The organism is Candidatus Woesearchaeota archaeon B3_Woes, from assembly GCA_005222965.1.
Taxonomy (GTDB): domain Archaea; phylum Nanobdellota; class Nanobdellia; order Woesearchaeales; family B3-WOES; genus B3-WOES.
Genome location: NJBG01000001.1, coordinates 326,780 through 340,284 on the forward strand (window position 1 = coordinate 326,780; position 13,505 = coordinate 340,284).

Annotated in this window: 4 protein-coding genes; 2 read left to right on the forward strand and 2 right to left on the reverse strand. The window is 29.3% G+C overall.

Annotated features, from left to right (window positions below; all coding sequences use genetic code 11):
* Positions 1–129 precede the first annotated feature (129 nt).
* Complete coding sequence (locus CEE44_01815) at positions 130–12,333, forward strand: hypothetical protein (GenBank protein ID TKJ17249.1); 12,204 nt, start codon at positions 130–132, stop codon at positions 12,331–12,333.
* 142 nt (positions 12,334–12,475) lie between these two features.
* Here the strand turns inward: CEE44_01815 and CEE44_01820 are convergent, their stop codons facing one another.
* Both CEE44_01820 and CEE44_01825 read right to left on the reverse strand, forming a co-directional pair.
* Positions 12,476–12,697, reverse strand: a complete 222-nt coding sequence (locus CEE44_01820) for a hypothetical protein (GenBank protein ID TKJ17250.1) — start codon at positions 12,695–12,697, stop codon at positions 12,476–12,478.
* Between the two features lies 1 nt (position 12,698).
* The gene (locus CEE44_01825) at positions 12,699–12,989 is read right to left on the reverse strand and encodes a hypothetical protein (GenBank protein ID TKJ17251.1); all 291 of its coding nucleotides are present in this window, start codon (positions 12,987–12,989) and stop codon (positions 12,699–12,701) included.
* A gap of 130 nt (positions 12,990–13,119) precedes the next feature.
* Between CEE44_01825 and CEE44_01830 the strand changes: the two genes are divergently transcribed.
* Entirely contained in the window at positions 13,120–13,503 is a 384-nt protein-coding gene (locus CEE44_01830) for a hypothetical protein (GenBank protein ID TKJ17252.1), read from the forward strand.
* The last annotated feature ends 2 nt before the right edge of the window (positions 13,504–13,505 follow it).

Sequence of the window (13,505 nt, forward strand, 5' to 3'; positions counted from 1 at the left end):
TTGAAGATCAAGATGGAAATATCATATTGAAAGAGGTTAAACTAAAGAAAAACGAATAAGGCAAAAAAAATAACGGAAAATAGAATAATTACAATAGCAGCTCTACTAACAGTTATCTTTGGCTTCTTTATGATAAAGGCCTCTATAACTGGTTTTGTTGTTTTTGAAGGAGATAATATTTATACAGATGAAGTTGATATTAATATTATTTCTGATACTTTCTACACTTGGATACCTAATCAAGAAGGCCCATTAATATCCTTAGGAATTTCAGGATATCTAGAAGGAGATTCTGCTGAAGTTTATTTAGGAGATAAACTAATTTATTCCTCAGGTAAATTAAATAGAACTTCTGTTACGGTTAGTAATGGTTCTGGAGAGATTTTACTTGAATTTAATTATGGTGATAATGAAGGTTATGACAACAATAATGATGGTGTTAGTTATATAGAAAATGTAATTGATTATGAAGTTAAAGGTATATTTGATTTTGATGTTAATTATTCTAAATTATGTACAAAATATGTTGTTAATAACTTAGATGATAATTTAAGCCAACCTGTTTGTTATGGTGATAGTGAATGTTGTAGTTTCCTTAATTTAGAATCTAAGAATGATTTGTGGAATGATAGTTTGTATTTGAATTATGGTAAGTATAGTGCAGGTTACAACAATTCTGTATTAGCTCAAATTATTTATTATGATGTTAGTTTAAACGAATCTGATTTACACTCTTACATATATAATTCTGAACTTAAGAAATTAGATGCTAATTTTGTAGATAGGATTTACTTTAACATAGAATGTGTTGATACTTGTTCATTACCTTCTTATTCAGATGAATTTTATGATTTAGAAGTTAAAGTTGATGGTTTAGTGCATATATCTAATGTTAGTTATAGTTTAGAGAAAGTTGAAAAAGTCGATATTACTACAACAGTTTCTACAAAACAATATGATGCTGTTCTAGGAAAACCAGTTAAATGGCAAAAAAATATTAAAGTAAACATTAAGAAGAATAAAGTATTAAACAACTTAACAATCGATGTTCCTAGCATAGCTGAAAATATTTCTGTCAATAAAATAGATGCTAAAAAAGGAACACAAAGAGAAGTTTCTGTTAAAGAAGATAAAAAATTAGAGAAATTAATTAAAAAAGATAAAAAGCTTATTATCGAAGAAGAAATAAAAAATGAAGATGAAGTTATTGTAGAATACTACACAACTGCTCCTTATTCTGAAGAACAGATTATAGATGATAAAAGTAAAGAAATAATTATAATTGGGCCAGAAGAAGTTCATTATGAAAATGTCTCAGTATCAACTAATCTCCTTATTGAAGTTAGTGATATTAGCAATGTAAAACTCTATTGGATAATTAATGAAAGCAAAGAACTAGTTAGTTTTGAATCTTATGATTTAGATGGAAATGGATTATATGACAATATTGGATGGGTTGTTCCTCACCTATCCAATCAAACTTATGAATTAATAATTGAGATAACTAAAGCAGAGCACTTGGACGAGAATAAAACTTTCATCTCTGATATTTATGAAGAAGTAAAAGAGTTAGATGATGTTTGGAGTGAAACAATTCCTTCAGAAGATTATGTAAGAGTAACTTTTGAGAAAGAATTAGATTCTTCAAGAGATATAACAATTTATCCAAGAATTGTTAGTGGAACCCCAAGAATTGAAGTTTATGAAGTTGATGGAACAGAACTAATTGCTGAATTTACTAATATTAATTCAGAGGAGTATAATAAAGTTTATCTAACCAATCTTCAAGGAAACCAAGATACTTTTGATTTATTAATATTAGATGGAAGTATTGAAATTGATCACATTATTGATCCAACAGAAATATTTTATGAAGATTTTGAGAGTGGGGGATTTGCTACAAATTGGACACAAGATGCTCAAGCAGATTGGTTTGAGGAAGCAGTTATATCACAATGTGGGGCATCAAAATCTGCAGGAGTTCAGTTTTCAACAGACGCATGGTTACAGACTAAAAATAATTTTTCTTTAGACAGTTATGATGATGCAGAATTATCAGCAGCATTATATATTGATGGTTCTTTTATTGCTGGTGAATATCTTTGTATGGATTATTCATGTAATGGTGGAGTTAGTTGGAATAGAAATGCTACGCAGACAGATGGTGGTGTAGGAGGATTATGTCAGGATGCTACTTTTGATCCACTAGATAGTTGGAGAAATGTTACATTAAATATAACTTCTGCATGTGGTGTTTTACCATCAAACTTTAAAGTAAGATTTAGGCACTTTGCTGGTAATAAGGATTATGGATATGTTGATTGTGTAAATATAAGTGCTACAGAAGGAATACAAGATAACAATTACCCAATCTTCTCAAATTACAATGAAAGTCCTGTAAACAACACAGCGTATGTCCAGGGAGCAGACTATAAATTTAATGTTACTATAACTTCTACGAATGGGACAGCTGGTCTAGACTTTAATGGAACAAACTATACAGCAACTAATATATCAAGTGTATTTAATGTTACTATTAATGATTTAGCAGCAGGAGATTATAGTTATTATTGGTGGTCATATGGAAATGGAACAAGCAATAACCCTAATTCATCTGAAACAAGAGGTTATACTGTTGCAAAGGCAACAGGACAAGTTACATTATACGTGAACAATTCGGAAAGTAACGTAACAATATTTGTAGGAGATAGTATATGGTTGAATGCTACTTTAACAACAGGAGATACAGGAAATTTATATTTGTATAATAATGGAACACTAATCAACAATGGAACTTCACCAATCTCAAATGATACACAATTTAATAGTCCTGGATTATATAATATATCTGCTTATTATGTTGGAAGTCAAAATTATACAAGTGATTGGTCTTTAACTTGGTGGGTTAATGTAACTGATAATACTCCGCCATATTTCACAGACAACACTCCACAAAATCAAACTATAACTTATAATACAGCTTTAAGCTATGACATAAATGCAACAGATGGTGTAGCATTTGATTGTTTTGCTGTTAATGATTCAAAATTCAAAATAAATTGTAGTGGTTTTTTGGAAAATAACACATTTTTGTTGGTTAATATTTATTATTTGAACATTACAATCAATGATACATCTAATAATCTAAATTCAACTATTATGTTTGTTAATGTTACTCAGGCAACACCAACCTTAACAAAATACCTTAATGGAACAGATGGTAATTTATCTATAACTTATCCTACTCAAGTAAATGCTTCTGCTTCTACAACAGGAGGAACTGTAAATATTTATAGAAACGGAACAGAAGTTACAGGTCAAAACAATCAAAATGTCCTTCTTGCAGCAGGATATTATGAATATGAGTTTAATGTTACAGGAAACCAGAACTACACAGATTTGAGTAGTGTTTTCTTATATGCAAATATTTCAAAAGCAGCTGGAGAAGTTTTCATGTACATCAATGGTTCAAGAGCAAACTTTACAACTACAAATGCAAGTTCCAAAAATATTTGGTTAAATGCAACTTTAAATTCAGGAACAGGGGATATAGAATTATGGCTTAATGGGACCCTTTACAATAGTGGTCCTTCACATCTTTCAAATAAAACCAATCTATCAATTGGATTTTATAATGCAACTTCTGTTTATTCTGGTAATACTAATTACAGTTCTGATACTGAAGTGTGGTGGATTAATGTAACAGTTGCTGTAGCAGACAGTCCACCAGATGTTAGTATAATTTATCCTCAAAATATAAATTATAATATAAATGTGAGTGACTTGAATTACACAGCTTCCGATGATATAAATGTGAGTGCTTGTTGGTATAATAATGGTACGATAAACTCAACTCCAGATCCAACTTGTTCAAATTTTACAGGTTTAAATTCAAATGAAGGAAATAATACATGGACTGTTTATGTAAATGATACTGAAGGACAGGAAAATTCAGATAGTGTGACTTTTTTTAAAGATACAATTTATCCTTTAATAGAATTTGTATTTCCTACAACTGCTGAAGGAAATTACTCTCAAAATTATATTACTGCAAATGTAACAGCGACAGATGATAATTTAGATACAATTACAGTTTACCTGTATAATTCAACAACCTTAGTAAATTCTTCAGAAAATTCTACATCTCCATTATTTATTAATTTTACAAACTTAAATGATGGAACTTATTACTTGAATGCAACTGTGAACGACACAACGAATAATGAAAACCAAACAGAAAAAAGGACAATAATTTTAGACGCAACTCCTGTAATAATTTCAAACTTCCAATTTATAGCATTAAACTCTTCAAAAGCTCAAATAGGAACTGATGAAACAGCATTCAATTTTTCTAATTTAAAAGACATAGAATATATGAATATAAGTTTTACATTAACTGATGGTTCTGGAATAGAAGGAGATATTAAAATATACTTCACAGCTAATGGAACAAGTGCTTGTTCATTAGGAAATAATCAATCAACTACCTGTTATAATTTTGATTCAGGATCATGGATAGAATTTCAAAATAACACAGATACTTCAACATTCAGAGACATAGGAGGTTCTGCACAAGGAGATTCAATTAATTGTTTGTATACAGGAAGCTCAACCCAAAGAAATTATACTTGCCAAATAGATGAGCATTACAATCCAAATGTATGGAAGCATTATCCTCTTAATTTTTCAGATGCAAAGTGGCAATCATTATCAAGTGAAAGAATAAACAAAGGTAATATTTGGAAAATAGAACTTGATACTTCAAATATTCCTTTGGATGCAGATTTTTGTAAATTAGATTTTAGAGTAAATGCGACTGTAGGAACAACCCCAACACAACAAATTTTGGCTTATATGTGTAACTCAACATATACAACAGGCGACCCATCTGTTTCTTCTTATTGTCAGTTAGTTGCAGGAAAATCACCAACAGATTTACAAGATGATGGCACAAAATTTAGGGGGTTATTTGCAAAAAACCTGGCAAGCTCTTTAGGAGATATAAAATATGTTTTAATAACATCAGATAGCCCAACATCAAAATATTACTCTATGAAAACTTATGGATTTTTAGGTAGTGATTCAGTAAGAACAAGCATAAGCAATAATGGAGGAAGTTCATATACTCCTTTATCTGATGGATATGAAACAGAATTAAATATAAACTGGTTTTATGATTCAACTGATTCAAATTTAACACAAATGGTCTTTAAGATTTATTCTAATGATACTTATGGAAATGATGCAAATTCATCTGAACAAATTATGACTTGGAATGTTGGAGAATTAAATCAACCACCGATTGTAGACACAATTGTGCCAGAAATAGGCTCAAATCACCTAGGAACTATAGAGATAAATTGGACAACAGCAGAGCCAAATGGAGATAGTTATTTAACAAATGTCACTGCAAACAATGGAACAACCATTGAAAACATTGCCTTGAATTTAGCAGATTCAATCTCTAACACAACTTGGGATACAACAACTGTTTCTGATGGTTTGTGGAATCTTACTGTGGAGAGTTGTGAGAATTCAACAAGTGATTTATTTTGTGGAAATGATACTCATCAAATTAGGATTGATAATAATCCACCAGATGTTAGTATAATTTATCCAGAAAGCAAGTCATATGCTGGTGATGTAACTGACTTAAATTATACAGCTTCTGATGATGGTATACTAGATAGTTGTTGGTATAATAATGGTACAATAAATTCAACTCCAGATCCAACTTGTTCAAATTTCACAGGTTTAAATTCAAATGAAGGGTCTAATACATGGACAGTTTATGCTAATGATTCAACAGGGCAGGAAGGTTCAGTTAGTGTAACTTTCATCAAAGATACTACAAATCCTTTAGTAACTGGTTTAACAGAAAACCCTCTTGATTCGCCAACATATGTTCAGGGGGCAACATATGAATTTAATGCAACAGTTATAGATAATATAGATGTTGATACTGTTTTATTAGATTTCAACGGAACAAATTATAATGCAACAAATATTACTGAAAATATTTACAACGTTACTATCATAGATCTTGCAGTAGGAACCTATAATTATGAATGGTATGCAAATGATACTGTTGGAAATATTAATAACACTGAAACTGGAACTTATACAGTTAACAAAGCAATACCAACCGGAACTTTAACAAGCTCAGGTGGTTGGACAATTGATTATGGAACTCAAACAACAATAAACTATTCTGAATCTAATAACGGAGATTCTGGTGTTGTTTATAACATATATAGAGATGGTGTTGATAAAACAGGTGGAGAAACAGTTACACTAGCTGCAGGAAATTATAGTTATGTATTGAACACAACCGGAGGAACTAATTATACATCTAATTCAAGTATGGATAATAAAACATTAATTGTTAGTCAAATAGCTTCACAAACAAATCTAACATTTGATTTAGCCACTCCTCAGACTTATGGCACATCTATTACTCCAATATGTTCTGTTATAACAGGAGTAGGAACATCTGTTTTAAAGGTAAATGGAACAACAATAACATCTGGAAATCCAATAACTCTTGGATCTGGAACATGGAGCTTTAATTGTAGCTTAGCAGAAACACAAAATTATACTTATTCACAAAATACTTCAGACTTTACAATCGACCAAGCAACACCTCCTTTAAATTTAACAATAACACCAAGTGCTTCTGTTAATTACCCAACACAAACCACTGCAAATGGTTCAGGATGTCCATCACAATTAACTTGTAACTTATATAGAAATGATACAGGAAGTGTTGATGAACCAAATGTTGTAACATTGGGTGCAGGAAGTTATAATTATACATATAATACTTCAGGAAATGCAAATTATACAAGCTATAGTGTTTCAGATATTTTGATAGTTAATCAGGCAATACCTACAGGAAATTTAACAAGTTCAGCAGGCTGGACAATAGAAGAAGGAACACAAACAACAATAAATTATTCTGAATCTAATAACGGGGATTCTGATGTTGTTTATAAAATTTATAGAGATAATACAGATATTGGTTCTAATGAAACATGGACACCATCATTAGGGACTTATAGTTATGTCTTAAATACAACAGGAGGAACCAATTATACTTCAAATTCAAGTATGGATGCTAAAACACTAACTGTTCAAGATAATACATATCCTTTAATTTCAATTGTCTATCCTTCAAATAATTCATATTCATCAGATACAGAATTATATATTAACTATAGTTTTACAGAAACAAATCCTGGTTTTTGTTGGTGGACTAATAATTCTGGGGTAAACAACTATTCTTTAGCTACTTGTGGAACAAATATAACAACAGAAACATGGAGTGAAGGCGCACATACTATAATTATTTATATAAATGATACAAGTGGGAATGAAAATTCAAGTTCTGTAACATTTACTATTGATACTTTTAATCCTTTATTAACAATTGTTGAGCCACAAAGCATTACATATACAACTTCATCATTAACTATAAATTACAGTGTTTCTGATGATAATTTAGATAGTTGTTGGTATACAGATGATAATGGAGAAACAAACAACACATTAACAAATTGTCAAAATACAACTTATACACCACCACAAGGTACTACAACACTAAAAATATATGCCAATGATAGTGCAGGAAATATAAATGATACAGAAAATGTAACATTCTTTGTTGATTCAATTGTTCAAATAGAATTTGGAGCAGGAACAAAACCTAACGCATCTTTTGCTAATCAAGAATTTATTTATGTTAATGTAACTGTTATAGAGGATAATTTTTCAAATATTACCTATGAATTATATAATTCAACAAATCTATTAAACAGTACAATTTATTATACCTTAATTACAACTATAAACTGGACAAACCTAAGTAATGATAATGTTGAATACTTCTATAATGTAAGTGCGTTTGATGATTTTGGAAATTTCAATTCAACAGGAACAAGAAAGCTTACTCTTACACAAAATAATCCACCACAGGTTAGTATAATTTATCCAGAAAGCAAGTCATATGCTGGTGATGTAACTGACTTAAATTATACAGCTTCTGATGATGGTATACTAGATAGTTGTTGGTATAATAATGGTACAATAAATTCAACTCCAGATCCAACTTGTTCAAATTTCACAGGTTTAAATTCAAATGAAGGGTCTAATACATGGACAGTTTATGCTAATGATTCAACAGGGCAGGAAGGTTCAGCTAGTGTGACTTTTATCAAAGATACTACTTATCCAACGTTCTCTAGTTATTTAAGAAGTCCAGATCCTCCAAATGAAGATGAGGATATCCAGGTAAATGTAACTGTTACAGAAGAAAATAATGATACAGTTCTTTTAGAATGGAATGGAACAGTAAACTATACTATTACAACAAATAATGGGGATGAGTATTACTTTACAATTGCCCAGGGAAATTATACTGCTCATGATATAATAACTTATTATTGGTATGCTAATGATACTGCTGGAAACCTGAATAAATCAATACAGCAATCATTTAAAGTTGAAAATCGAATACCTTCTGTTTCACAACCTTCATTAAATGATACAACACCTCAAACAAATGATGTTATTTCATGTGATAATGGAACATTCTCTGATGATGATGCAGAAGATGGTTCAGAAGAAGGTAGAGAATTTAAATGGTATAATAATGATAGTGAAGTTAGTGAAGAAACTTCACAAACTCTTGATTTATCAGTATCTAACTTAGATAAAGGAAATGTAATTAAGTGTTCAATAAGAGTGAATGATAGTTATAACTGGAGTTCCTGGGTTAATTCCAGTAATACTGCAACTATTAATAATACAGCTCCTGTAATAACTACCCCTCAACCACCAGTGAACAAAGATGCAGATGGAACATCTTATGATTATGATTATAATGTAACAGATCCTGATGCAGGAGATACTATAACTTGGTATGATAATACTACTCTATTTAACATAAGCTCTTCAACAGGTGTAATCTCACATACTCCTAGTGAAGGTGAAGCAGGTAGTTATTCTATTTTAATAAATGTTTCAGATGGAACAGTTCAGGATACTGATTCTTTTACTTATACTATAAATGATGTTACTTATCCATTGATAGAATGGGTAAATCCTACAAAAAATTCAGGAGTACTTGTCCATAAAGATTACATAGAGATAAATGTAACAGTAATAGAAACTAATTTAGATACAATTACTATAAGACTATATAATTCAACAAACGATTCAATAAAAACAAATACCTCGAACTCGAGTCCATTTTATATTAAATATTCTTCTTTAAATGGAGGTCTTTATTTCTATAATGCTACTGTAAATGACACCGTAGATAATAAAAATTCAACAGAAACAAGAAATATTACATTAGACACAAATCCTCCTACATTAACAATTAACAAACCAAAAAATGAAACTTATTTCGAAAATGTTTCTCTTAAATTAAATATTAGCACTAATGCAGATAACACATGGTATAATATTGATGATGAGAATAACATAACACTTGAACAAGAAACATATTTCAATACAAGCGATGGAACCCATACCATATATGTTTTTGCAAATAATAGTTTTGGAATCACAACAAAAAATGTAACATTTGATGTGGACCTTAATCTATATAACATAAACAATAGTAAATTTAAAGGTTCTGAAAAAGGCAATTCAACCAATTTCAATGAATATTCATTTGAAGAAATACAAAATTTAAGCAATATTATACTCGAAAATACCTCATCCGGAAAAATACAATTTAATGATGTAATTAATTTAACTGATGATGCAAATTCAAGTGATAATGAAACAGATTTAGAAAACAACATATATATTTCTTTTAACAGAATTGAAGTAAACTCTAATGTCTTACCTAACTTTAATAAAAATGCAACTTTAGCTCTTTATAATTTAAATTTCAATAATCCAAGAATATTAAAAGATGGTTCTATTTGTCCATCAGAAATTTGCAAACAAAACAGTTATTCAGTAGGAACAGGAACTCTAAGTTTCAATGTTACTTCATTCACTGTTTACTCTTCAGAAGAAACACCTGAAGGAGGTGCTCTTCCTAGTAAAGGTGGTGGTGGAGGAACCTTAAAAGTAATTAATTTCTCTATAGATAATGAGGTAGTTAGTTTGGGTATAGATACTTACCTACTTAATTTGAAATTAAAGCAAGGTGAAACTAGAAGAGAAAAAATAGTTGTTGAAAATAAAGGAAATAGGGATCAGAAATTTAATTTAAAAATAAAAGATATAGAAAGATTTGTAATTTTAAATGAAAAGACATTCACACTTTCTCCAGAAAATTCAAAAGAAATTTATGTTGATTTTTATGTTAGTGAAAATGAACAAGCAGAGCTTCACACTGGAAAAATAATTGTAAGTTCAGGTCAAGTTACTAAATCAATTAATGTTATTCTAGATATTATAGAGAAAATAGCCATATTTGATATAAGGTCTGAATTAACAGATGTAACTTTAGCAAAAAATCAAAAGATATCATCAAAAATAGATATGAAGAATATTGGAGATTTGAGAAAACGTGTTGATGTTGTTTTAGAATACTTTATTAAAGATTTTGAAGGCAATCAAATAAAACTTGAAGAAGAAACAATTGGTGTGGATGGTAATTTAATAATTGAAAGAAAATTCACTATTCCAGAAAAACTAGAACATGGAGATTATTTATTTTATGTAAAACTTAATTATCTTGATAGTATTGCTACAAGCGCAAATCCATTTACTATAGTCAAAGAGCCAGCATTTATTACTTATATAAAAGCTCACTTTATAGTATTATTAATCAATTTATTATTCATAATAGGGATTACATTTATTGAATTAAGAAGGATGTATAAACTACCTAACTATCAATTTTATTTCTTAAGATTATTTAGATTCTTCAAAGAAAAAAATAAAATTGTACAGATTTCATTAATTGTTTTATTAGTGATATGTGGAATAGCATTTAATCCTTATATAAACCAGGGTTTGTTTAAAGAAAAACCAATCCAACCAATCGTAAAGATAGAAAAGTTGCAGGTAGAACAATTTTCACCAGAACCTCTGCTTAATGTTCTGCCTTTTATTATAGCATTATTAATCATAATAACTGTTGTTTGGATAAAAGAAGATGAAAGATATCTTAGAAAGACTTTAAAGGGATTTGCTGTAATAATCAGGAAATATTTTATCAGGATTAAGGTATTCTTATTAAAGCCGCTCAAACATGTTGAGAAAAAGGTTGATAATGTAGTAGATGTTGGTAAAACAAAAGCAGTTAGCTTAGTAAAAGAAGATGAAAGATATCTTAAAAGGATTTTAAAGGGATTTGCTGTAATAATCAGGAAATACTTTAATAAAATTAAAAGGTTTTTGTTAAAGTTATTCAAAAAGACAAAGAATAAAATAGATAATATTAAAAATATAGACCTTGGTGGAATAACAAACAAATTATTTAAAATAAAACAATATAAGGATAAATTAAAAAAAATATATGGATTAAGTTTAGCTCAACTAAAATCATTTAAATTGAAAGAAGAATATGTTGTTAAACAAAGAATGGAACCAAGCTTAGATAGAAGCAAATTTATAAAAAAAGGAGACATTATGTTTATTTTCAGTATTCTAATCATGTTAATGTGCGGAATAGCATTTAATTCTGAAATAAATCACGGTCTATTCAAAGAAAGCTATATCCAACCAATTGTAAAGACAGAATCAATACACATAGAACAATTTTCACCAGTTCAACTACTTGATTGGGGTCCAATTGTTTTGGCTTTAATCGTAATAATATTAATTGTTTTGATAAAAGAAGACAAAATTAATATTAAAAAAATACAAAGAATTTCAAAAAACTTAAGGAAAATAATAAAGAGGAATTTTAGAAAAATTAAATGGTTTTTAACAAAAAAGGTTCCAAGAAGAATTAATAATATCAAAGGGATAGATGTTGCTAAAATAATAAGAAGGTTAAAAAAAGTAAAACCGCATAAGAAATTAAAAAAACATTACATTACTAACATTCATCCAAAAGTTTCTAGGGAATTGATAAAAACTAATGAATTGTTTGTAAAAGAATATAAAAAAGAGTATACAGATAAATTTATTGCACTTTTATTTATAATGATTGTTGTGGGTATGTCAATCTTTGCATTTACTCCTAAGTTTAATCCGGGGGTAATAGTAGAAGAACAGCCACTTGTTGATATTATGATAATCAAACAACCAGTAGAGTATTTTTCACCAGAACCTATGTTAAATATTTGGCCTTTTATTCTAGCATTATTAATAATAATTATAGTATCTATTATAAAATTTAAAAGAGAAAAAGAAGATTAGGCTTTTTCTTCTAATCTTCTTAAAGTTTCTTCAACTCTTTCTAATTTTTCCATTATTTCGCCATGTGTTGGTTCTTCTTTTAGAGTAGGTCTCCTGTGAAACCTTTCGTGTGGTGGTATTGGCATAATTTTCACCTCCATTCTTATTTTTCAATTTGCACCATGTAACCTATAGTTAATGTTCCTATCCAAATCGGTGCACTAGATGGAACTATAACATTTATTGGAATCTCAAAAAGTTTTAATGTAAATGCAACCAATATTGTGAAAAAGGTTGAAAAGATAAAACTAATAAGAAGAAATTTTATCTTATTTACATTTCTAATTGGTAAAGCGTGTGGAGGGATATGTTCATGTGGTACCATTCTACTCACCTTTTGGTTTTATTTTTTCAATTGATTGTTGTATCAATTCCTCAAGAGGGTCTCCTTGTAATTTTTCTGAGATAACTTGTTGTCCCCATTGATATATTGCTAATTGATCTGTTGGTTTCTTTAGTCTATCTGCATACTTAATTGTCGCTCCTAAAATTTCTACTAACTCTTCTCGTGAGTTTGTTAATTCTATTGCAGTTCTATAATACATAGATACTGCTACATGTGCATTTTCCCCTTTTGCTTGTTCAGCCATATTTACATATTGTTGTGCTTGTTTCATTTTTGTACGCCCCCAGAAAAGCTTTCGGCTTTTCTAGAAATATGGAAAGCATAGAACTATATAAATGTTTCGGTTATTCTAGAAAAATAGAAACATAACATTTATATAGAAAAACCGATATCATTATAATATGCCTCACTTCCCACCACATCTATTTGATGAAATTGTGCATAAAGCACTATCCTCTAATGTAAGGAGAGATCTTCTTTTATCACTAAGCAAAAAACCAAAATATCTTTCTGAAATTGCAGAGGAAGTAAACAAAAAACCACAAACAGTAGATTTTCATTTAAACATTCTATCAGAGATAGGATTAGTTGAAGGAAAATGGATTGAAGGGAAGAAATATTATTCAATTAAAGACAAGAAAATTGTTGAATTTTTAAAAGAAAGAAAATCTATTCCCCCTGAGTTTAGACATAAACCCCCTCACGAGATTGTATTAGATGCGTGTGCTGATTTATCTAAAAAACTTGATAGAATAGAAAAGAAAGTTGATAAACTAAATAAATAGAA

Bases quoted from the DNA above. Each gene is read 5' to 3' on its own strand.
- CEE44_01825 (TKJ17251.1), bottom strand. From the start codon at position 12,989: ATGAAACAAGCACAACAATATGTAAATATGGCTGAACAAGCAAAAGGG.
- CEE44_01820 (TKJ17250.1), bottom strand. From the start codon at position 12,697: ATGGTACCACATGAACATATCCCTCCACACGCTTTACCAATTAGAAAT.
- CEE44_01815 (TKJ17249.1), top strand. From the start codon at position 130: ATGATAAAGGCCTCTATAACTGGTTTTGTTGTTTTTGAAGGAGATAAT.
- CEE44_01830 (TKJ17252.1), top strand. From the start codon at position 13,120: ATGCCTCACTTCCCACCACATCTATTTGATGAAATTGTGCATAAAGCA.